Origin of the sequence: Micromonospora sp. WMMD1076 (assembly GCF_029581475.1) — a bacterium.
GTDB lineage: Bacteria > Actinomycetota > Actinomycetes > Mycobacteriales > Micromonosporaceae > Micromonospora > Micromonospora aurantiaca.
On record NZ_CP120862.1, the window covers coordinates 1,858,817 to 1,880,974 of the forward strand.

Annotated in this window: 18 protein-coding genes, 1 tRNA gene and 1 other RNA gene; 14 read left to right on the forward strand and 6 right to left on the reverse strand. The window is 70.5% G+C overall.

Annotated features, from left to right (window positions below):
* Positions 1-25 precede the first annotated feature (25 nt).
* Entirely contained in the window at positions 26-2,926 is a 2,901-nt protein-coding gene (gene secA / locus O7622_RS09145; protein WP_282312855.1) for a preprotein translocase subunit SecA, read from the forward strand.
* A gap of 207 nt (positions 2,927-3,133) precedes the next feature.
* Here the strand turns inward: secA and O7622_RS09150 are convergent, their stop codons facing one another.
* Positions 3,134-3,712, reverse strand: coding sequence for an Rv3235 family protein (locus tag O7622_RS09150; protein ID WP_282312857.1), 579 nt, complete (start codon positions 3,710-3,712; stop codon positions 3,134-3,136).
* Positions 3,713-3,807: 95 nt separating this feature from the next.
* Positions 3,808-4,035, reverse strand: coding sequence for a helix-turn-helix domain-containing protein (locus O7622_RS09155; RefSeq protein ID WP_013474124.1), 228 nt, complete (start codon positions 4,033-4,035; stop codon positions 3,808-3,810).
* A gap of 197 nt (positions 4,036-4,232) precedes the next feature.
* Between O7622_RS09155 and O7622_RS09160 the strand changes: the two genes are divergently transcribed.
* On the forward strand, positions 4,233-4,742 hold the full coding sequence (locus tag O7622_RS09160; protein ID WP_282312860.1) for a hypothetical protein: 510 nt from the start codon (positions 4,233-4,235) through the stop codon (positions 4,740-4,742).
* A gap of 12 nt (positions 4,743-4,754) precedes the next feature.
* On the opposite strand, the gene O7622_RS09165 is transcribed toward O7622_RS09160, so the two are convergent.
* Positions 4,755-5,849 (reverse strand): hypothetical protein, encoded by a 1,095-nt coding sequence (locus O7622_RS09165; protein ID WP_282312862.1) that lies wholly within the window; start codon positions 5,847-5,849, stop codon positions 4,755-4,757.
* Between the two features lie 528 nt (positions 5,850-6,377).
* Between O7622_RS09165 and pruA the strand changes: the two genes are divergently transcribed.
* The 9 genes from pruA to O7622_RS09210 all read left to right on the forward strand — a co-directional run bounded on the left by pruA (position 6,378) and on the right by O7622_RS09210 (position 14,385).
* The gene (pruA, locus tag O7622_RS09170; RefSeq protein WP_282312863.1) at positions 6,378-8,006 is read left to right on the forward strand and encodes an L-glutamate gamma-semialdehyde dehydrogenase; all 1,629 of its coding nucleotides are present in this window, start codon (positions 6,378-6,380) and stop codon (positions 8,004-8,006) included.
* Between the two features lie 134 nt (positions 8,007-8,140).
* Positions 8,141-8,656: a PadR family transcriptional regulator gene (locus O7622_RS09175; protein ID WP_282312864.1), complete on the forward strand. Its 516-nt coding sequence runs from the start codon at positions 8,141-8,143 to the stop codon at positions 8,654-8,656.
* Positions 8,657-8,814: 158 nt separating this feature from the next.
* Complete coding sequence (prfB, locus tag O7622_RS09180; protein WP_282312865.1) at positions 8,815-9,936, forward strand: peptide chain release factor 2; 1,122 nt, start codon at positions 8,815-8,817, stop codon at positions 9,934-9,936.
* A gap of 118 nt (positions 9,937-10,054) precedes the next feature.
* Positions 10,055-10,735, forward strand: coding sequence for a cell division ATP-binding protein FtsE (gene ftsE / locus O7622_RS09185; RefSeq protein ID WP_013284225.1), 681 nt, complete (start codon positions 10,055-10,057; stop codon positions 10,733-10,735).
* A gap of 65 nt (positions 10,736-10,800) precedes the next feature.
* Positions 10,801-11,676 carry a permease-like cell division protein FtsX gene (gene ftsX, locus O7622_RS09190; protein WP_282312867.1) on the forward strand — a complete coding sequence of 292 codons (876 nt, stop codon included), beginning with the start codon at positions 10,801-10,803 and terminating at the stop codon, positions 11,674-11,676.
* A 133-nt stretch (positions 11,677-11,809) separates the two neighbouring features.
* Positions 11,810-12,289, forward strand: coding sequence for an SsrA-binding protein SmpB (gene smpB, locus O7622_RS09195; protein ID WP_013284227.1), 480 nt, complete (start codon positions 11,810-11,812; stop codon positions 12,287-12,289).
* Between the two features lie 103 nt (positions 12,290-12,392).
* Positions 12,393-12,768, forward strand: a transfer-messenger RNA (tmRNA) gene (gene ssrA, locus O7622_RS09200).
* Between the two features lie 204 nt (positions 12,769-12,972).
* Entirely contained in the window at positions 12,973-13,398 is a 426-nt protein-coding gene (locus tag O7622_RS09205; protein ID WP_282312873.1) for a hypothetical protein, read from the forward strand.
* A gap of 42 nt (positions 13,399-13,440) precedes the next feature.
* Positions 13,441-14,385, forward strand: coding sequence for a hypothetical protein (locus tag O7622_RS09210; RefSeq protein WP_282312875.1), 945 nt, complete (start codon positions 13,441-13,443; stop codon positions 14,383-14,385).
* Positions 14,386-14,388: 3 nt separating this feature from the next.
* On the opposite strand, the gene mdlC is transcribed toward O7622_RS09210, so the two are convergent.
* Positions 14,389-15,981 carry a benzoylformate decarboxylase gene (gene mdlC, locus O7622_RS09215; protein WP_282312877.1) on the reverse strand — a complete coding sequence of 531 codons (1,593 nt, stop codon included), beginning with the start codon at positions 15,979-15,981 and terminating at the stop codon, positions 14,389-14,391.
* A 109-nt stretch (positions 15,982-16,090) separates the two neighbouring features.
* Positions 16,091-16,891, reverse strand: coding sequence for an S-methyl-5'-thioadenosine phosphorylase (locus O7622_RS09220; protein WP_282312879.1), 801 nt, complete (start codon positions 16,889-16,891; stop codon positions 16,091-16,093).
* Positions 16,892-17,040: 149 nt separating this feature from the next.
* Between O7622_RS09220 and O7622_RS09225 the strand changes: the two genes are divergently transcribed.
* Positions 17,041-17,631 carry a YqgE/AlgH family protein gene (locus O7622_RS09225; protein WP_282312881.1) on the forward strand — a complete coding sequence of 197 codons (591 nt, stop codon included), beginning with the start codon at positions 17,041-17,043 and terminating at the stop codon, positions 17,629-17,631.
* A gap of 89 nt (positions 17,632-17,720) precedes the next feature.
* Positions 17,721-17,793, forward strand: a tRNA-Ala gene (locus O7622_RS09230).
* A gap of 734 nt (positions 17,794-18,527) precedes the next feature.
* Here O7622_RS09230 and O7622_RS09235 read toward each other — a convergent pair.
* A complete protein-coding gene (locus tag O7622_RS09235) occupies positions 18,528-20,747 on the reverse strand; it encodes a helix-turn-helix domain-containing protein (RefSeq protein WP_282312882.1) in 2,220 nt (739 codons plus the stop codon).
* 404 nt (positions 20,748-21,151) lie between these two features.
* On the opposite strand from O7622_RS09235, the gene O7622_RS09240 reads away from it, so the two are divergent.
* Complete coding sequence (locus O7622_RS09240; RefSeq protein ID WP_282312883.1) at positions 21,152-22,129, forward strand: hypothetical protein; 978 nt, start codon at positions 21,152-21,154, stop codon at positions 22,127-22,129.
* The last annotated feature ends 29 nt before the right edge of the window (positions 22,130-22,158 follow it).

The following is a 22,158-nucleotide window of genomic DNA, read 5'->3' on the forward strand; positions in this document are numbered from 1 at the left end:
AGACCGTCTAGGGGAGCGTTGATCCGTGTCGATTCTGGAAAAGGTCCTTCGCGCCGGCGAGGGCCGCATGGTGCGTCGGCTGAAGGCCATCGCGGCCGCCGTCAACTCGATCGAGGACGACTACGTCAACCTCAGCGACGACGAGCTGCGCGGCATGACCGACCAGTTCAAGGAGCGGCTCGAGGATGGCGAGACCCTCGACGACCTGCTGCCCGAGGCGTTCGCGGTGTGCCGGGAGGCCGCCTCGCGGGTGCTCGGCCAGCGCCCCTACGACGTCCAGGTGATGGGTGGCGCGGCGCTGCACTTCGGCAACATCGCCGAGATGAAGACCGGTGAGGGCAAGACGCTCACCTCGGTCATGCCGGTCTACCTGAACGCGCTCGCCGGCAAGGGCGTGCACGTGGTCACGGTGAACGACTACCTGGCCGAGCGCGACGCCGCCTGGATGGGCCGGGTGCACGAGTTCCTGGGCCTGCGCGTCGGCGTGGTGCTGCCGAACCGGCCCGCCACCGAGCACCGCGCGGCCTACGAGTGCGACATCACCTACGGCACGAACAACGAGTTCGGCTTCGACTACCTGCGCGACAACATGGCCTGGTCGAAGGACGAGCTGGTCCAGCGCGGCCACTTCTTCGCCGTGGTCGACGAGGTCGACTCGATCCTGATCGACGAGGCGCGTACCCCGCTGATCATCTCCGGTCCGGCCGAGCACTCCGCCCGGTGGTACCAGGAGTTCGCCGCCGTGGTGGCCCGGCTCCAGCCCGGCACCGACGGCGAGGGCGACTACGAGGTCGACTACGCCAAGCGCACCATCGCGATCACCGAGCGCGGCGTGGCCAAGGTGGAGGACCGCCTCGGCATCGACAACCTGTACGAGTCGGTGAACACCCCGCTGGTCGGCTACCTGAACAACGCGATCAAGGCCAAGGAGCTCTACAAGCGCGACAAGGACTACATCGTCAACGACGGCGAGGTCCTGATCGTCGACGAGTTCACCGGCCGCATCCTGCACGGCCGCCGCTACAACGAGGGCATGCACCAGGCGATCGAGGCCAAGGAGGGGGTGGAGATCAAGCAGGAGAACCAGACGCTCGCCACCATCACCCTCCAGAACTACTTCCGCCTCTACGACAAGCTCTCCGGCATGACCGGTACCGCCCAGACCGAGGCGGGCGAGTTCAACAAGGTCTACAAGGTCGGCGTCGTGACCATCCCGACGCACCGGCCGATGGTCCGGCTCGACCGGCCCGACGTCATCTACAAGACGGAGAAGGCCAAGTTCAACGCCGTCGTCGAGGACATCGCCGAGCGCCACGAGCAGGGCCAGCCGGTGCTGGTCGGCACCGTCTCGGTGGAGAACTCCGAGATCCTGTCGCACATGCTGCGCCGCCGCGGCATCCCGCACTCGGTGCTGAACGCGAAGTTCCACGCCAAGGAGGCGGAGATCGTCGCGCAGGCCGGGCGCAAGGGCGCGGTCACCGTCGCGACGAACATGGCCGGCCGCGGTACGGACATCCTGCTCGGCGGTAACCCCGAGTTCCTCGCCGCGAACGAGCTGCGCCAGCGCGGGCTCGACCCGGTCGAGCAGCCGGACGAGTACGCCAAGGCGATGGAGGAGATCCTCCCGACCTGGAAGCAGGCGTGCGACGCCGAGGCGGAGGAGGTCGCCGCCGCCGGTGGGCTCTACGTGCTGGGCACCGAGCGGCACGAGTCCCGCCGGATCGACAACCAGCTGCGTGGTCGTGCCGGCCGGCAGGGTGACCCGGGCGAGTCCCGCTTCTACCTGTCGCTCCAGGACGAGCTGATGAAGCGCTTCCGGGCCGGCGCGGTGGAAGCCGTGATGGAGCGCTTCAACATCCCGGAGGACGTGCCCATCGAGTCGAAGATGGTCACCCGCCAGATCAAGAGCGCGCAGGCCCAGATCGAGGGCCAGAACGCCGAGATCCGCAAGAACGTCCTCAAGTACGACGAGGTGCTCAACAAGCAGCGCCAGGTGATCTACGCCGAGCGCCTCCGGGTGCTCAACGGCGAGGACCTGTCCGACCAGGTCCGCAACATGATCGACGACGTGGTGACCGCGTACGTGGTCGGCGCGACGAGCGACGGCTACGCCGAGGACTGGGACCTCGACCAGCTCTGGTCGAGCCTGAAGCAGCTCTACCCGGTGGGGATCACCGTCGAGGAGCTGGAGGAGGAGGTCGGTTCCCGCTCGGGCATCGACCAGGACTTCCTGCTCGCCCGCCTGAAGGAGGACGCGCACGCCGCGTACGACAGGCGTGAGGAGAGCCTCGGCGAGGAGGCGGTGCGCCAGCTCGAGCGCATGGTCCTGCTCCAGGTGATCGACCGTAAGTGGCGCGAGCACCTCTACGAGATGGACTACCTCCAGGAGGGCATCAGCCTGCGGGCGTACGCCCAGCGCGACCCGGTCATCGAGTACCAGCGCGAGGGCTTCGACATGTTCGCCACCATGATGGACGGCATCAAGGAGGAGACGGTCGGCTTCCTCTACAACCTGGACGTCCAGGTCGAGGAGGCGGAGCCGGAGGCCGAGGAGGTGCAGCTGCTGGACAAGCCGGTGGAGATCCGGGCCAAGGGTCTCAACCGCGCGCCGCAGCAGCAGGGCCTGCAATACTCCGCGCCCGCCGTGGACGGTGAGGCCGGCCGGGGTGCCCCGGTTATCGAGCGGCCCGAGCAGCAGGCGCCGGCGCTCGGTATCGGCCAGCAGTCCTCGGAGCGTCCGGCCGCCTCCACGCCGCGCCGTGCGCCGGCCGGGGCGAGCGGCCAGGCGGTCGCCGCGAGCACCGCCCGGCGGGCCGCGCCGGGCCAGGTCGACGGTGGCGAGGGCCCGTCCCGTAACGCGCCCTGCCCGTGTGGCTCGGGCCGCAAGTACAAGCGCTGCCACGGCTCCCCCAACGGCGGCAACTGACCCCGAACAAGCGCCCCCGACGGGCCCCAGCCTTCCGGCCGGGGCCCGTCGCCGTCCCCGCCCGCCCTACCTGCCCCCGCGATCTTGCAGTTTCGGCCCTCATCGTGCCCGATTCATGAGCCGGGAGCCGGGAGCCTACGCCCGCTCGCAGATCGGCGCGGGTGGCCGCGGCGCGTCGAGCCAGGTCGGGGAGGCGACGACCCGGGCTCAAAGGACTTCCAGGACGAGGCACAGCCAGGTGCCTCGGCGGCGTTCCAGGCGTACCGCGACCGCCCAGCTCGCGCCTCCGGCGCCGGCGAACACGGCGGTGGCCTCGACCGCGCCCGCACGGGGCTCGCAGACCCGCAGACGTCGCAGCAGCAGCGCCGGCCGGGCGGTACGGCGGCGGACCGGTGTCACCCGGCGGGCCGCGCGGGTCAGCTCGGCTGCCACCGGACCGGCCGACTCGGGCAGGCAGAGCGGCCGGAGCTGACCGGGTGGGCGGAAGCCGTTGACGATCTCCAGGAAGGTGCGCACGAACCGGTGCGCCGCCCGCGCCCCCTCGGGTGTGGCGGAGGCGAGGGCCGACGCCTGCGCGCCGGACCAGCGGGGCCAGGCGGGCGCCGGGTCCGGCGCGCGGCCGGCGGGGCGTGCGGCGGGACGGGGACGCGGGTCGGCCAGGTCGAGCGTGAGCTGACCGACGGGACTCCAGAGCGGTTCCTCGTCGGTGCACGGCGGGTCGAGCGGCGGCGCGGGCCGGAGACGGACCGGCGGGCGGGGTGCGCGGGGACGGCGGGTGTCGACCATCTCGAATCCTTGCGTTTGCCTTCGTTTGCCTCCGACAGATCCTCATCTTCCCGGACGGGGACGACCGCCGTCAATGGCCCACGGTCCTCGGGCGATCACTCCTCGTCGCGCTCGCCGAGCGGGTTGCCGCGTACCCATTCGGCGGTCTCGGCGTACTTGCGCTCGATGTATTCCTCCAGCCGGGCGCGCTCGACCCGCCACTGCCCCCGGCCACCGATCTTGATCGCGGGCAGCTCGCCGCTGCGGACCATGTGGTAGACCTGCGAGTCCGAGACGTTCAGCTCGGCGGCGACGTCGGACAGCAGCAGGAACCTCGACTCCACGGTGTGACTCCCGGGGTTGATTGCGTTTGCTTCAGTTTGCCACTACCTGGTGACATCGCCGCGAGCCCGTTCGGGAGACACACCGGCGGGAGACTTCACCCGCGCGGGTGCCGGGTGTATGACGGTCTCGGCGTACGGCATGATCGGCGCCCGGAGTCGGCGTCCGCCGACGATCGGCCTGAGTGTGGGAGTGACCCGTGACCGACGAGCTTGTCCGGGTGTACCTGCCGGCGACCGTTCCCATGCTCGCCCGGCTGCGCGAGGAGGGGCTGAGCGCCGAGGCGGCGCACGCCGTGACCCCGGAGCTGCGCGAGTGGTACGCCGAGGGCGACGAGGATGAGCTGGAGTACGTGGCCTTCACCCGGGCCGCCCAGGACGCGCTGCTCCTGCTCCGGCACGACCCCGCCGCGCCCCGGCGGCGGGTGGTGGTCTCGGCCGACCTGCCGGCCCGTGCGGTCGGCCGGGCCGACGGCGAGCTGGGATCGAGCGTGGTCCGGCCGGTCGGACCGGTACCCGTGAAGTCGGTCGCCGCGCTGCACGTGGACGGCGCGGACGCGGTCGAGGACGTGGCCGCCGCCGTCGACGTCGTGGTGGAGGCCCAGGCCGGTGACCCGGACGCCCAGTTCACAGTCGACGGCGCCGAGGACCACGAACTGGAGTGGTACGACGTGACCGAGCTGGACCTGCTGCTGCGCGAGGCGGGCTGACGGCGCGGCGGTTCAGGCCGCCGGCTCGTCCTCGTCGTCGTCCACCGGGCGCGGCCCGAGCGTGCGCCCGAAGACGATGAGCGTGGTCAGCGCGCCGACGAACAGCACCCAGATCCCGTTGTCCACCCGCGAGGTGCCCAGCGCGGTCTGCGCCACCTCGTCGGCCTCGCTGAGCGCGGCGGCCAGGTCGAGCAGCCCACGGCCGCCGATCCGGATGATCACCTCGGTGAGCAGCAGGAGCAGGCCCGCGCCCGCCCCGGCCACCAGGTAGGCCGGCCAGCGCAGCGGCGACGCCACGCCGTCGCGGCGCTCCGCCCGACGCCGGGACCAGGTCAGATAGAGGTACGCGGCCAGGCCGGCGAGCAGCCCGGCGAGCAGCGATTCGGTACGCGACACCCACTTCGCGGCGTCGAGCACCGACTGCTGGGTCTCCCCGGCGCCGAACAGGTCGGAGAGCGGGTCGCGGGCGCGGCTGAACAGCACCACGAAGATCTGCGCGGTGAGCGTGGCGAGCGTGATCGCCCCCACCACCCGGGCCTGGCGCGCACCGGCCGTCGCCCCACCGATGATCGCTGCCGCCGCCGCGGTTCCGGCGATGGTGTTCGTGGTGGCGTTGTCCGTGTACGTCAGGTTGATCGCCACCGCGGTGACGAGCCCGACCAGGAGGCCGGTGCCGACGGCGGCCAGGAAGCGCAGCGTGGCGCGGCCCAGCCGGTTGGTCGCGAGCAGGGCCACTGTGGCGCCGGTGACCAGCGCCGCGGTGATGACGCCGGGCAGCGCGTACGCGGAGAGGCTGATCGCGGTGACGCCGGCAGCCGTGGAGTGGATCGCCTCGCGGGTGGACCAGAGCATGGCCGCCAGCCATCCGGTCGAGACCAGGGCGAGCACTATCGCGCCCGGCGCGAACTCCGGGCGCCCGCCGGTGGACACGGCCTCGTCGGCGCCTGCCTCGTGCCCGGCTGCCGCGTCGTCCGTGCCCGCCTCGCCGGACGGCCCGTCGTCGGAGCCGGCCGTCGCCTCGGCAGCCGTCGCCTCGCCCGTGGTCGGCTCGACGGCCTCGGGCTGGTCCGTCTCCGCGGCCGTGGAGCCGCCGGGCTGGTTGCTCATCGTCTTCCCTTCGACGGTCGCACGATCTCCCCGCGCCGGGCCGGGCAGGTCACCGATCATCCAGCGTACGCGGCGCGCTGTCGCTCCTCGGGCGGGCCGTGTGCCGTCCGCACCTTGATCGGCTGCGGTTCGCCGGTGTGGTGACGTCCGCGAGCCGGGACGTGCCCGCCCTCCCGGGCGGGGCCTGCGCATTGGTCCACCGCAGCTCGGGGAGGTGGTGCCATCCGGAGGCTCGGACACCGCCACCTCCCCGAGGGTGCGGACCAACGCCCGGGTGGCATCCCGACGAATCGACGACAAAGGGAGTCGTGGTCCGATGTTTCGTCGGAATCGGGTGGGTTGGGGCCGACGGTCCGGAGACGGCCCGGCCGTCCGGTGTGCCGGGGAGGCGCGTCCGGAGCGGGCTTGTCGTGACAGAATCGGGCCAGGTCCCGCCGCCGCTGACCCCGCGGTGTCCGGCGTCCGGCCGCCGGCCGGCGCCCGCGGGTCCGGTTTCGCCGTCGCCGTCGAGATCGCCAGGAGCCTGTGATGGACGCCGTGTTCTCCGTACCCGAGCCGCTCAACGAGCCGGTCCACACCTACGAGCCCGGCAGCGCCGACCGGGAACGGCTCCAGCGGCGGCTGGCCGAACTGGCCGCCGAGCGGATCGAGCTGCCGATGACGATCGCCGGCGAGCGCCGGATGGCCGGCGGCGCGTCGATCGACGTGGTGCAGCCGCACAAGCACGCGCACGTCCTCGGCGTCACCGGGCACGCCACCCACGACGACGCCCGCGCCGCGGTCCAGGCCGCCAAGGACGCCGCTGGGATGTGGCGGGCGCTCCCGTTCGAGGAGCGGGCCGCGATCTTCCTGCGCGCCGCCGACCTGCTCGCCGGCCCCTGGCGGGACACGCTCAACGCGGCCACCATGCTCGGCCAGTCCAAGACCGCCGTCCAGGCGGAGATCGACTCGGCCTGCGAGCTGATCGACTTCCTCCGGTTCAACGTGCACTTCGCCCGGCGGCTCCTGGCCGAGCAGCCGCTGTCCTCGCCCGGGGTCTGGAACCGCCTCGACCACCGGCCGCTGGAGGGGTTCGTCTACGCGATCACCCCGTTCAACTTCACCGCGATCGCCGGCAACCTGCCGTCCGCGCCGGCCATGCTCGGCAACACGGTGGTCTGGAAGCCGTCCCCGACGCAGCAGCTCGCGGCGCACTTCACCATGCGCCTGTTCGAGGCCGCCGGCCTGCCGCCCGGTGTGATCAACATGGTCACCGGGCGCGGCGAGGAGGTCTCCGAGGTGGCGCTGGCCGATCCGGACCTCGCAGGCATCCACTTCACCGGCTCGACCAAGGTGTTCCAGCACCTGTGGAAGACCGTCGGCGACAACATCGCCCGCTACCGGGGTTACCCCAGGCTGGTCGGCGAGACCGGCGGTAAGGACTTCGTCGTCGCGCACCCCAGCGCCGACGTGGACGCGCTGCACACCGCGCTGATCCGGGGCGCCTACGAGTACCAGGGCCAGAAGTGCTCGGCCGCCTCCCGGGCGTACGTCCCGCGGTCGATCTGGGAGGGCGGGCTGCGCGACCGGCTCGCCGCCACCGCCGACTCGCTGACCTACGGCGACGTGACCGACTTCAGCAACTTCGGCGGCGCGGTGATCGACGACAAGGCGTTCGGCCGGCACACCGCCGCGCTGGAGCTGATCAAGGGCGACGACTCCTGTCGCATCCTGGCCGGCGGCACCGCCGACGACTCGGTCGGCTACTTCGTCCGGCCGACGCTGTTCGAGTGCTCCGACGCCGCGCACGAGACGTTCACCACCGAGTACTTCGGGCCGATCCTCGGCGTGCACGTCTTCGACGACGCCCGCTTCGACGAGGTGGTCACCCAGGCCGAGTCGATCGCGCCGTACGCGCTGACCGGGTCGATCTTCGCGACCGACCGCCGGGTGGTCGACCAGGTGGCGGAGAAGATGCGGTACGCCGCGGGCAACTTCTACATCAACGACAAGCCGACCGGCGCGGTGGTCGGGCAGCAGCCGTTCGGCGGCGCCCGGGCCAGCGGCACCAACGACAAGGCGGGCTCCTGGCACAACCTGGTCCGCTGGATGTCGCCGCGGACGATCAAGGAGACGTTCGTCCCGCCGACCGATCACGTCTACTCGCACATGGGCTGAGGCGCTCCGAGAGGGCCCGTCCCGGCCGGGGTGGGCCCTCTTCCTCATCCGACAGTGCACATCGGACCCGTCATCGAGTGTCGAAATGAGCAAATCCTGGACGCCAGAGCCGACAAAGTGGCAGCTTAGAGGGCATGGCGGAATCCGGAGTCAACCCGACGGCAGCAGCTCTGCTCGGTCTGCTGCACGACGGCCCGATGACTGGCGGCCAGTTGATGGCCGCCGCCGAGCGCCGGCTGGCGCCGTACTGGTCGATGACCCGCAGTCAGGTCTACCGGGAGTTGCCGGTCCTGGCCGAGAAGGGTCTGGTGCGTCTCGGCAAGCCCGGGCCGCGGATGAGCCAGCCGTACGCGCTGACGGCGGCCGGGAAACGGACGTTCTCCCGCTGGCTGGCAGAGAATCCCGGCAAGGACACCATCCGTAACCCGATAGCGCTACGGATGGCGTTCGGTGACCTGCACTCGTCGAGCCAGCTCAAGAGCCTGTACGCGACGGCGAACGAGTACCACACCGAGGCGCTGGCGGCGGTGCGGGAGCAGGTCAAGAACGCCAAGAAGGAAGGCGACAGCTACGACGCCAGCGCGCTGGAGTTCGCCGTCGCCTACCACAAGGCGGCGCTGTCCTGGCTGAAGACCGCGCCGGTCGGCTGACCACCTCCGGCGGACCCGCTGGACCGGGCAGCGCAGACCTTCCGCGCGTGACTGCGGGGCTCGCAAGCTCACTCCTCGCACGCGCAGCGCAGACTTTTCGCGCGTGACTGCGGGGCTCGCAAGCTCACTCCTCGCACCCGCCGGTAGTCTTGTCTGTCGTGACCGCTGCCGATTACGCCGAACAGCTCAAGGACCTCGACGCCACGCTCCGCAACATCGAGGCTGTGCTCGACCTCGACAAGCTGCGCGAGCAGAAGGCCCGGCTGGAGCAGGAGGCCTCCGCGCCCGACCTCTGGGACGACCAGGCCAAGGCGCAGCAGGTGACGTCGCAGCTGTCATACGTCAACGGCGAGATCACCAAGCTCGGTGACCTGCGCTCCCGGCTCGACGACGCCGGGGTGCTGCTGGAGCTGGCACAGGCCGAGGACGACCCGGGCGTGCTGACCGAGGTCGAGACGGAGATCGCCGGGCTGACCAAGGCCATCCAGGAGATGGAGGTCCGCACGCTGCTCTCCGGCGAGTACGACTCGCGGGAGGCGCTCGTCGCGATCCGGGCCGGCGCCGGTGGCGTGGACGCCGCCGACTTCGCCGAGATGCTGCTGCGGATGTACCTGCGCTGGGCCGAGCGGCACGGCTACCCGACCGAGGTCTACGAGACCTCGTACGCCGAGGAGGCGGGCCTGAAGTCGGCCACCTTCACGGTGAAGGTGCCGTACGCCTACGGCACGCTCAGCGTGGAGTCCGGCACGCACCGGCTGGTGCGGATCAGCCCCTTCGACAACCAGGGTCGCCGGCAGACCAGCTTCGCCGGTGTCGAGGTGCTGCCGGTCGTGGAGCAGACCGACCACATCGACATCCCCGAGAACGAGATGCGGATCGACGTCTACCGGTCCTCCGGCCCGGGCGGGCAGAGCGTCAACACGACCGACTCGGCGGTCCGGATCACCCACATCCCCACCGGCATCGTGGTGACCTGCCAGAACGAGAAGTCCCAGCTCCAGAACAAGGCGTCCGCGCTGCGGGTGCTCCAGGCCCGGCTGCTGGAGCGCATGCGGCAGGAGGAGCAGGCCAAGATGGCGGGCCTGAAGACCGACGCCGCCGGCTCGTGGGGCGACCAGATGCGGTCGTACGTCCTGCACCCGTATCAGATGGTGAAGGATCTGCGTACCGAACAGGAGACGGGCAATCCGTCCTCGGTCTTCGACGGCGAGCTGGACAGCTTCATCGAGGCGGGAATCCGCTGGCGGAAGCAGCAGCAGCTAACCGCTGACGGTGCGTGATCACGGTCGGACGCAGCGCGTCGTCGATCTCGGGCTGACCGGGTGAATCGATGACGCGCAGCGCTTCGGCGGGGCGTGGGGCTTGGCTCTGCGGTTACACCGCGTAGACTACCGACCCGTGATTCAGCTTGAGCAAGTGACGAAGACGTACCCGAAGGCGTCCCGGCCTTCGCTCGACAACGTGTCCGTCTCCATCGAGAAGGGCGAGTTCGTCTTCTTCATCGGTCCATCCGGCTCCGGCAAGTCCACCATCATCAAGTTGCTGCTGCACGAGGTCACGCCCAACAAGGGCCGGGTCGTCGTCAACGGCAAGGACGTCACCTCGATGCGTTCCTGGAAGCGACCCCACTTCCGGCGTTCCATCGGCTGCGTCTTCCAGGACTTCCGGTTGCTGCCGAACCGCACCGCGTACGAGAACGTGGCGTTCGCGCTGGAGGTGATCGGTAAGACGAAGGCGGTCGCCCGCCGGGTCGTGCCGGAGGTGCTGGAGCTGGTCGGTCTCGGCGGCAAGGAGCACCGCTACCCGCACGAGCTATCCGGTGGTGAGCAGCAGCGTGTCGCGGTGGCCCGGGCGTTCGTCAACCGGCCGCTGATCCTGCTGGCCGACGAGCCGACCGGAAACCTGGACCCGGACACCTCGATCGAGATCATGCGCCTGCTGGACCGGATCAACCGCACCGGTACGACCGTCGTGATGGTCACGCACGACTCCAACATCGTGAACCAGATGCGGCGCCGGGTCATCGAGATCGAGAGCGGCCGCATCGTGCGCGACCAGGCCCGCGGCGTCTACGGCTGAGCCGGACGACGTTCCGTAGACCCTGACGACGAAACCTCACGCCGGAGAGCCGGAGGAATATCCCGATGCGGATGAAGTACGTCCTGTCCGAAGTACTGGTCGGGCTGTGGCGCAACGTCACGATGACCATCGCCATGATCATCACAATGGCGGTGTCGCTGTTCATGCTGGGCGGCAGCGGCCTTCTCTACCAGAAGGTCGGCGACATGAAGGACCTCTACTACGAGAACGTCGAGGTCTCGATCTTCCTGAAGACCGATGCCACCAAGGAACAGGTCGACGCGCTGGGTCAGCAGCTCGACCAGGACCCGCTGGTCAAGGACTCGACGTACGTCAACAAGGAGCAGGCGTACGAGCGCTTCCAGCAGATGTACGCCGACGCCCCGGACCTGGTCAGCGCCGTCAAGCCGGACCAGCTTCCCGAGTCGTACCGGGTCAAGCTGAACGACCCGGAGCAGTACAAGGCGATTTACGACAAGTACAAGGCCACCGAGGGCATCGACACGATCGTCGACCAGAGCAAGCTGCTCGACAAGGTCTTCGGCGTGCTCAGCGGCTTCCAGAACGGCGCGCTCGCGGTCGCCATCGTGATGGCCGTCGCCGCCCTGCTGCTCGTCGCGAACACCATCCAGGTCGCCGCGTACAGCAAGCGGCGTGAGGTCGCGGTCATGAAGCTCGTCGGCGCGTCGAACTGGTTCATCCAGGCGCCGTTCGTGCTGGAGGCGGTGGTGGCCGGTCTGTTCGGCTCCATCCTGGGCCTGCTCGCCTTGATCGCGGTGAAGCTGCTGGCGGCGGGCAGCTCGATGGCGGCCCTGGAGGGCCTCATCACCCCGATCTCCTGGTCCGAGATCTTCCTGACCTTCCCGCTGATGGCCGCCGTCGGTGGCGTGGTCAGCGCGGTCACCGCCTGGGTCACGCTCCGCTTCTACCTGCGGGTCTAGTCACCTCGTACGGCTCACCGAGGGCCCTTCCGCGCCGGAATAAACGGCGCGGAAGGGCCCTTGTGGTTCCGGTAGCATGATCTCCGCTCGCCGGCCGGTGGCCGGTGAGTCGATCAGGAAGGGGGTGGCGCCGATGCCACGGGAAAAGGGTCGCAAGGTGGTCGCCTCCAACAAGAAGGCACGTCACGACTACGCCATCCTCGACACGTACGAGGCGGGCATGGCGCTGACCGGCACCGAGGTCAAGTCGCTGCGGGCCGGGCGGGCGTCGCTCGTGGACGCGTTCGCCCAGGAGCGCGACGGCGAGATCTACCTGCACGCCATGCACATCCCGGAGTACGCGCAGGGCACCTGGACCAACCACGAGCCCCGGCGTACCCGCAAGCTGCTGCTCAACCGGCTGGAGATCGACCGGCTGCTGGGCAAGCTCAAGGAGAGCGGCCTGACGCTGGTGCCGCTGCAGGTCTACTTCTCCGACGGCTGGGCCAAGGTGGAGATCGGCCTGGCGCGGGGTAAGAAGTCGTACGACAAGCGTCAGGACCTCGCCAAGCGGGACGCCGACCGGGAGATCGCCCGGGCGGTGGGCCGGCGCGGCAAGGGCATGGCTGAGTGATACGTCCGGTTCGTCCGGTAGCCCGCGTCGAGCGGGCCTCGGGATGAAACCGGTTGCGCCAGGCGTTAGGCTTGGTGTGCTGCCGACAGGGGCAGCGCTTCGAGGGGGTGACTGGTTTCGACTTCGTACGCAGCGACAGGGGAAGCGAGCCGAGGAAGCCGACGTCGTCTCGAGAATCGGTCGTCGGAAACCAATAAGCGCCAAGAACAATCGCGCTGACTTCGCTCTCGCCGCCTGAGGCGAGTAGCAAGTCTGTCGGCCTGGGAGCGCCTTCGACCCAGTTAGCCGGCATCAGCTAGAAGGCTGGCCAATCGGACCCGGTCGCGGGGTCCGTGCGGCGAGATCAATCAGCGACTGGGCCCGTCACACCAACTTGCTCGCGTGAGCGGTGGGGCCGAGTAGAGGCATAGCGAGCTGCGCTCGGAGAAGCCCTGACAAACCGGCGAAGGACCCGGGTTCGATTCCCGGCACCTCCACCACACGGCCTGTGCGCCCCGGTCCACCCGGACCGGGGCGCACAGTCGTCTCCGCGGCCCGTCGTCTCCGCAGCCTGCGGGGCGGCCGGGGCGGCTGGGGCCGGTGGTGCCGGAGAGGCAGATGAGGCGGCACCGACCGCTGGACAGGCCCCCGAACCGGGTCCACCATCGCCATACGGGTTCGCACCCAGCAGCGGGAGGTGTCCCATGGTCACCAGTCCGATCCAGCAGCCGACCGCAGTGCTCCCGAGCGCCGTCGGTGACCTGCGCGCCCTCGGGCGGGCACCGGCCACCGGGCCGCGCTGGCGGGAGCGACTTCTCACCGATCTGGACCCCGTCCGGCGGGGCTTCACCGAACACGTCCGCGTCACCGAGGGAGCGGGTGGGCACTACGCCGACCTGGTGCGCGCCGCGCCACGGCTGGACCGGGGCGTACGCCTGCTGGTCGGCGAGCACGCCGCGATCAGTGCGGCGCTCGCGGCGCTCCAGCACTCCGTACGCCTGCCCGGGGTGTCCGCCGCGGAGGTGCGGGCGCGCACGCGCGACCTGGTCCGCGCGCTCGACCGGCACCGGCGGCACGGCGCCGACCTGCTCTGGGAGGCGTACCAGGCCGACCTCGGCGGCGAGGACTGAGCCTGGGGGAACCGGCCGGGACGGGCAGGCGTCCAAACCCGTATGCGTCGCGTACTCGCCCTGCTCGGGATCCCGCTGCTGGCCCTCTCCGCCTGCGCCACGCCCGGCGCCGATCCGGGGACGGCCCCGCCCGCCGGCTCGGACCAGCGGCCCGCGTTCACCGAGCGGGCCGAGGAGGTGGCGGCGGGCTGGCGGCCCGGGCCGGGCTGGCGCGACGGGTACGTGCCGCTCCAGGACGCCACAGTGCTCACCGGTGACCCGGGCTTCACCGAGGAGACGAAGACGGCGTTCGGCGCCGGCTGGTACCGGGACCAGATCCCGATGCCGGCCGACGTGCCGAAGGACGGCACGATCCGGTTCCCCGACGGCACGCTGCGGGTGCCGCTGGCCAGCGCCGCCGACGCGTACGCCGAACTGCACCAGGGCGACCCGCCGCCCTGCGACGGACGCCCGGCCGCACCGGACCCGGCACCGACCGGCCGGCCCGGCCCGGACGACCCGGTGTCGACCTCGGCACCGACGCCGTGCGTCGCGCTCACCGTGACCGGGGTACGGCTGGGCACCGCACCGGTGTGGACCAGCCGGGGACGCGCCGAGGTGCCCGCCTGGCTGTTCACAGTGGACGAGCTGGCCGTACCCGTGGCGCGGGTCGCTGTCGCACCGCGCGTGACCGGCCGGGCCCCCGGCGGCGCGGTGCCTGCCGGGCCGCTCCCGGCGGGCCTGGTGTCCGCGCAGCAGCTGCGGGCGGTCGAGGGCGACCGCATCGACTACCTGCTCGGCGTCGGCGCCTGCGACGGTCCGCCCACGCCGCTGGTGCTGGAACGGCCGGACGTGGTGGTGATCGGTGGCGCCGTCGTCTCGCCCACCGGCCCGTGCACCGCGCAGCTCGTGATGAAGCCGGTGAGCGTCACGCTCGGCGCGCCGCTCGGCGGCCGGGCCGTGCTGGATGCCGCCAGTGGCGCCCCGCTGACCGTCCGGCCCGGCTGAGGCTCACAGGATTCGTGGCACGTCGGTGCTGATCGGCACCGGCAGCACCGTCGGCCGGTCCGCGTCGAGCGCTGTGGCGAGCGCCGCGCCGAGCCCGTCCGGCGTGGTCACCTCACCGGCGCAGCCGTAGCCGTGCGCCACCGCCGTCACGTCCAGCCCGGGCAGGTCCAGCGCGGGCACGCCGGGGGTGTGCTTCAGCTCGGCGAACGCCTTCAGGATCGCGTACTGCTGATTCACCGGGACCACGACGGCGAGCGGCAGCCGCAGCCGCGCCGCCGTCCACAACGCCTGGACCGAGTAGTGGAACGAGCCGTCGCCGACCACCGCTACCACCGGGCGGCCACGCCCGGTGTCGCGTTCGGCGAGCGCCATGCCGACCGCCGCCGGCAGCCCGAAGCCGAGGCCGCCGCTGGCCATCGTCAGGTACGAGCGCGGCCGCTCGACCGGCAGCCGGCGGCGCAGCGCGGCCAGGTTGGACGGCGACTCCTGCACCAGCACCCCGTCCGCCGGCCACGCGTCCGCCAGCGCGGCGAACAGCGCGTCGGCGCTCGGCGGGTCGGCCGGCTCGGGCGGGGCCGGCTGCGGGCGCGGTGACGGCGCCGCCCGGTCGGCCGGCGGCAGCAGCTCGCGCAGCGCGGCCATGGTCAACCCGGCGTGGCCGAGCAGGCTCTCCCCGACCGGGGCGCGGGCCGCCTCGTCCGGATCGTCGGTGACGTGCAGCAGCCGCGCGTCACCGGGCAGGTAGTCGCCCGGCACGTGCGGGTAGTAGCGGAACACCGGCGCGCCCACCACCAGCACCACGTCGTGGCCGCGCAACGCCTCCGACAGCGGCCCGATCGCGTACGGCAGCACGCCCCGGAAGTGCGGATGCCGCTCCGGGAACACTGCCCGCTCCGGCGCCGGGGCGGCCCAGACCGGGGCGGCCAGGTGCTCGGCCAGCGCTACCGCCTCCGGCCAGGCGTCCGACCGGTCCACCGCCGCGCCGAGCACCAGCGCCGGGGCGTGGGCGGCGGCCAGCGCCTCGGCGAACGTCCGCAGCCGGTCCGGGTCCGGCGCGATCCGGGTGGCGACGGTACGCACCTGCGGCGGCGGGTCGGCCGGGCGGTCCCAGTCGTCCATCGGCAGGGAGAGGAACACCGGCCCGGCGGGCGGTTGCACCGCCGAGGCGTACGCCCGCATGAAGGCCGCCGGGATGTCCTGCGCGCGGGCCGGCTCGTGGGCCCACTTGACGTACGGCTGGGCCAGCTCGACCGCCCGGGGGCTGGCCAGGCGCGGCTCGATCAGCAGCATCTCGCGGGTCTGCTGGCCGGCGCTGACGATCAGCGGGGTCCGGTTGTGCCAGGCGGTGACCAGGTTGCCCATGCCGTTGCCGGTGCCCGGCGCGGTGTGCAGGTTGACGTGCGCGGGCCGGCCGGTGCCCTGGGCGTAGCCGTCCGCCATCGCGACCGCCGACGCCTCCTGGAGCGCGTGCACGTAGTGGAAGTCGGCCGGGAACTCCTGGAGGAACGGCTCCTCGGTCGAGCCGGGGTTGCCGAAGACAGTGGTCAGGCCGAGGCCGCGCAGCAGGTCGTAGGTCGCCTCGCGCACCGTCGCCATCGCCGGCTGCCTCCGTTCCGCACGCGGGTGCCGGAGCCGGCCCGGTGCCCAGTCTCCCGACCACCCGAATCTATCGGGCTGAAGGCGACTTTTCGGGCGCTTCCCGCGCTCAGGGCAGCGGGAACGGCAGCTCGATCCCGTCCAGGGCGCTCCCGCACTCGCACTCCCGCTCGGCGGGCAGCGCGGCCACGGCGTCCAGCAGCAGCCCGCGCAGCCGGTCAGTGTTCTCCGCGAAGACCCGGAACACCTCCTCGTGGGTGACCGACTCGCCCGCCTCGACGCCCGCGTCCAGGTCCGTCACCAGCGCGATCGACGTGTAGCAGAGGGCCAGCTCGCGGGCCAGCACCGCCTCCGGGTGGCCGGTCATGTTGACGATCGTGCCGCCCATCGAGGTGAACCAGCGCGACTCCGCCCGGGTCGAGAAGCGCGGCCCCTCGACCACGACGACGGTCCCGCCGTCCACCGCCGGCACGCCCCGACCGGCCGCCGTGTCCAGCAGCGTGCGCCGCCCGGCCGGGCAGTACGGGTCGGCGAACGACACGTGCACAGCGCCTCTGTCGTAGTACGTCTGCGCCCGCCCGCTGGTGCGGTCGATCAACTGATCCGGCACCACGAACGTCCCCGGGCCAAGCTCCGGCCGCAGGCCACCCACCGCGCACGGTGCCAGCACCTGGCGTACGCCCAGCGACCGCAGCGCCCACAGGTTGGCCCGGTAGGGGATCAGGTGCGGCGGGTACCGGTGATCGCGCCCGTGCCGGGGCAGGAACGCCACCCGGCGACCGCCCACCTCGGCGACTGTGACCGGGCCCGACGGCTCGCCGTACGGGGTGTCCACCACGTGCTCCACCCCGTCGAGCAGGGCGTAGAGCCCCGACCCGCCGATCACCGCCAGTTCGGCCTGCGCCGCCATCCGGCCCTCCCTCGATCCGTCGTGATCACCCGCCCGTCAGACCTTAACCAGCGGGCCGGACGCAGGCTATGGTGCGTGACATGGCGTTGACAGGGTGGACGGTCGACGGCCTCGGGCCCGTACGGGCGCACGGCTGACGGGTGTCGGACATGCAGGGTGAGGGACAGGCGATCGGTGGCCGAGCCATGGAGTCGATGACCGGACGACTGCTGGTCGCGACACCGGGGCTCAAGGATCCGAACTTCGACCGTACGGTCGTGCTGCTCGTCGCCCACGAACCCGGCGGCGCTCTCGGGGTGGTGCTGAACCGGGCCACCGAGGTCTCCGTGGCCGACGTGCTCGGCGACTGGAGCGACCTGGCCCGCGACCCGGCGGTGCTGTTCGAGGGCGGTCCGGTGCAGCCCGACTCGGCCATCTGCCTGGCCCGGATGCGGCACCCCGTCCGGCCGGTCAAAGGCTTCCACCGCGTCTCCGGCGCGGTCGGCACGATCGACCTCTCGGTCGACCCGGAGAAGCTGCGCGAATCGGTCGGCGGGATCCGGGTGTTCGCCGGCTACTCCGGCTGGGGCGCCGGCCAGGTGGAGCGCGAGATCGAGGAGGGCTCCTGGTTCGTGTTCGACGCCCTGCCCGGTGACGCCTTCGTCGACCGGCCGGATGATCTGTGGCCGATGGTGCTGCGGCGGCAGGGCGGCATGACGGCGGCGGTGGCCCACTTCCCGCCGGACGTGGCGCTGAACTGAGCCGGATGCGGATCACCCCCGCGAGATGACCATGCCGGGCGGCGTGTGTATAGTTCTCTCCGTGCCCGGGCGACCGGGGACGACCGCAAGGGGCCGTGGCGCAGCTGGTAGCGCACCACACTGGCAGTGTGGGGGTCAGGGGTTCGAGTCCCCTCGGCTCCACCCTGAAGTTGCAGGTCGGCGGCATTTTCAAGCGATGCTTGTTAATGTCGCCGGCTTCGCGTCTCACATCGTCTCACGACGTGGAGGTCTTTGGCCTCCTGGAGATGCCTACTCCAAGGGTCGGAGCATGGCCAGGGCAGCCGCAAATCTTGTTTCTCTCCGAGGTGATTTCCCTGGTGGTAGCGGCTGCGTCAGCCCGTTGGCCCGCCCGGCTCGTCGAAGTTTGCCGGCTACGAGACCGTCGGCGAGGCACCGCACCACATCGAATGTGTGATCACGTGATGCGGTGGGCGATCTTGTTAGTAATCGGTTCGAGGCGTGTGCCGACGGCGACCTGCGCGGAGGTCGTCCGGTAGTCGACCAGGGGGAGATTCGGCAGACTGCCGAAGCCGAAGGGCTCCTGCGCTCGACCCGGCAACGGCGGTGACATGGCCGCCGTCGCGTGAAGCGGTGGTTGGCCAGATTACCCGGTAACGCCCGAGGACGGCCGCTACCCACCGAATAGCCGCTGCCCACCGAATTACAGGAGAACCCACGTCCTGTACGCCACCAGCCAGCTCACCGCGCCTGAGGTGGTTGGTTCGGTGTGGCTTGCGCGAAGATCGGGACGGCGACGGAGCCATCCGTAAGGTCACGTTCGGGCCTTCGCCGCCGCATGCGCCGCGGTATTCGGACGCCAGCCGCAGGACCCGATGGTGTCCGGGTCCTGCGGCTGTGCTGGGGACCACGGGCGCTCAGGCGCGCACCCGGGGGGCGCTCGTCGTTTCGACCATCGGCTCCAGCGAGGAGCGGGCCGCGCCCTCGCCCACGACGACCGGGTTCACCAGTAGCCGTGACTCGTCCGCGTTGTTCCAGAGCGCGACCGCCAGCGCCGCCTCGCCCCGACGGGCGGCGATGTTGCCCAGACCGATCAGGGCCCGAGTCCGCTCGTACGAGCTGCCGGTCAGCTCGGCCTGTTGAACAGCCTTCCGGTACAGCCGATCGGCGTCGCCGAGCTGGTTAGCTCGAAAACAGACCCAGGCCAGGCAGTTGAGGCACATGACCACGTCCACGGGGAGCTGAGCGAGGTCCTTCGCCTCGCGGGCATACGCGAGGGCGTCGTCGTGGCAATCGAGCGCCGCTGACGCTAAGGCGAGCCCGCGGAGGGCGATGACCGCGTTGCGGGTGCGCCCCGAACGCCGGTAGACGTCGAGCGCGACGCTGAGTCCGTGCACCGCATCCTCCGGCGCGCCCTGATAGAGGCGCACCCAGGCGATACTGGAGATCGCGTCCAGCTCGCCATGGCGGTCACCGGCTTGGGCGAAGGCGGCCAGCGCGGCGCTGTGATGGTCCATTGCCTCCTCCAGCGAGCCTCGCTCCAGATGCGCCATCCCGAGGTTGTTGAGGACCATTGCCGAGGCGAGCTGGTCACCCAGTGCCCGTGCGGTGACGAGCGCGGCCTCATGGGTGGCGATCCACGGTTCGTGCAACTTCTCCCTGAAGAAGAACGCCCGGAGAACAAGGGCGAGCTGCCAGCACCGAGGGTCACCATCGGCCATCAGGGCGATCGCCGTAAGGGTTCCCCAGCGCGCCCGCAGCCAGGCCAGCGCCTGCTCTGTGTCGACGAACGGGCGACGGCTGGGTGCCGGGGCGTAGAGGCGCCTACGGAACCGATGCGGCTCCAGCATCTCGTCAGCGGCCGTGGCCAGTCTCAGGGCATGGTCCACGAGTCGGAGGACGGCCTCTCGCCGCGCATGCTGGTCGATACTCTTCGGTGTTGCCCGCGCGGCGAAGGCCCGCACGAGGTCGTGGAGGTGAATATCGCCCGCCAGGTCACGGGTCGCTAGGTGGGCGTTGTGCAGACGGTCGAGGACGTAGTCCAGGTCTCCTTCGCGTACGCCCATCAGCGCCTCGGCGGCCCCGGTCGTGATGGCTCCCGAGGGGTGGACCGCCAGCAGAGCCAGGGTTCGCCGATCTTCGGCGGCGAGTTCCTGGAAGGAGACGCGGAACGCTGCGGCCACGTCGCGCTCACCGTCGTTGAGCGCTGGCAGCACGCTCGACGCGCGGGTGATCCGGTCGAGGAATCTGTCAGCGGTCCAGTTGCCGGTGGCGAACCTGGCCGCCGCTATTCGGACCGCCAGTGGCAACGTGCCACAGCGACGGACGATCTCCGTCACCGCTGCTTTGTCCTCCGAGCTCTTGTCTCCGGCGACCGCCCGGAAGAGGACAACGGCGTCCGATTGGGGCAGCGTTTCCAAGGGCAGGTGATGGGCCTCGTCGAGGGCGGCCAGCCGATTGCGGCTGGTGACGATGAATCGGCAGTCCGGGCTGTTGACGAGCAGCGGCCGGACCTGTCCGGCGGTCGCGACGTTGTCCAGCACGATCAGCGCGCGCAGGCCACGGAGCATCATGCGAAGGGCGCTGCTCCGTTCCTCGGCGTCAGGGGGGATCTGGTCGGGAGATACCCTGAGCTGGCTCAGTAGCCGGTACGCCGCCTCGCCGGAGGTGGCCGGCGCTGTGCCTGGAGTGTGGCCACGTAGGTCGACATAGAGGCGCCAGTAAGGAAAGTTCACCGCATTCGCGTGTGCCGCCGTCAGCGCGAGCGCTGTCTTGCCCACTCCCGCCAGCCCACTGATCACGCACACCCTGCCGGCCCCCTGCGCGTCCAGCATCGACGCCAGCGCAGCCAACTCGTCCGAGCGGCCGATGAACAGGTGCGGCGGGCCGGGCATACCGGATGGGCGCGGCAGGCGGGCAGCAGCTTCGTCGCATACCTGTGGTAGCAGGGCGACCAACTCACCCTTGGCGTCGAGCCTCTCGTCGCAGAGTCGCACGATTCGCGAAGTAGGTCGGGATCTGCCGTTTTCGATTCTGCTGAGGTGTCCCTTGGAGATGCTGACGGATTCGGCCAGCGCGGTCAACGTCATCCCGCACGCCTGGCGCCTTCTCCGCAATTCGGATCTGAATTCTCTCACGATTAATCGGATTCCCTTCCTGAAGGTGAGGTGAGTCGCCCGTGGTGCGCGCCACGGGCCGGGCCACGTGCTAGCCGAGCACGGCGATTAACTGGCTCAACACGATAACGATCAGGTGCGTGTGCATGGTTCTTCCTTCCCGGCTGAACGCCACTGATTCGCCTTTGGGAAGGCGGTGATCGAATGAATGTCGGGCGAGGCCCGCTGGACGAACCAATACTGCCGACAGGGGTCAGCGATGAACAGTGGTTTCTCGTGGACAGTTCTTAGGTGCTGGGGAAACCGGGCTCGGCCTGTGCTGTTTCCTGAAATTTGAAACGGATGGAAACGATTTGGTGGGCGCGGCCGTCGCCGGGGCGGCGGTGTACAATGCGTCACCGCAGCCGATAACCAGGGGTGGATGCGTGAACACGCCGGTAGATGGACCAGGCGACGGTGCAGCTTCGCTGGCTGGCGAGTTGAGAGCCCTGCGCAAGGGATTTGGGATCAACGGGCAGGAATGGGTTAAAGGGGTCGGCCCCGGCCTGCGGCATATCTCTGGCGTGTCGGACGCCGAGTCTGCGGCCGTGACGAGGAAAAAGATCATCGCCGCCCTTGATCGCCTGACGCGCCGCTTGGACCCGCCGCGAAGCATGGTTGCCAGGGTCGCCCTCGGCTTCGGCAGCTTCCCGAACGCGCGCTACCTCAACCGCCTTGCCGCGTTGGAGCCGAAACTCGACCGCAGCAACCGCAGCCTCCAGCGGTACAGCAACGAGGTGCTCGACATGCTTGCCGATTTCGCGGTCGCGGAGGAGCTCTCTCCGCCGGGACAGTCGTACGACGCTCCCTGGCAGACCGAGGCGCTGCGCGTCACGCTGTTGCTCGACGGACCAGGCATTGACGTCACTGAAATTAGAGCCATCCAGAGTAATAATGCCGGGCTGGCCCGGATCGAGCACTCCATCACGGTACCCGCGGTCGGTTCGGCCGGCCCGCTCGATCCCGCTGCACTGCACCTGCGGGCAGTGTCTGGCGCGGGCCTGGGCCGGCCGCGACTCGTAACGGCGCGACGAGTCGTGTTCGACGTCCAGTTCCCCCGGGTCCTCGATCTTTCCGAGACACACGAGTTCGGGTTTCGAGTGCGACTGCCCGTCATGTCGCCGTTCTACCTCTGCACGCCCATCTACCCCTGCGGGAGATTCGAACTCAAGGTCAGGTTTGACCGTGAGCGTCTGCCGAACCCGATTCGAGTAGTCGACGGTGCTTTTGCCCACGAGGCAGCCGACCCGGGGAGCGCGACCCAGACGGTCGGGGTCGACAGGGCGGGACAGGTCCGGCGAGTCTTCCGGGACCTGAGGCCCGGCCGGTCCTACGGGCTGCACTGGCAGCCGGCCGCCGACTGATGGCAGTCAGCCGCCACCCTGCGGCGACC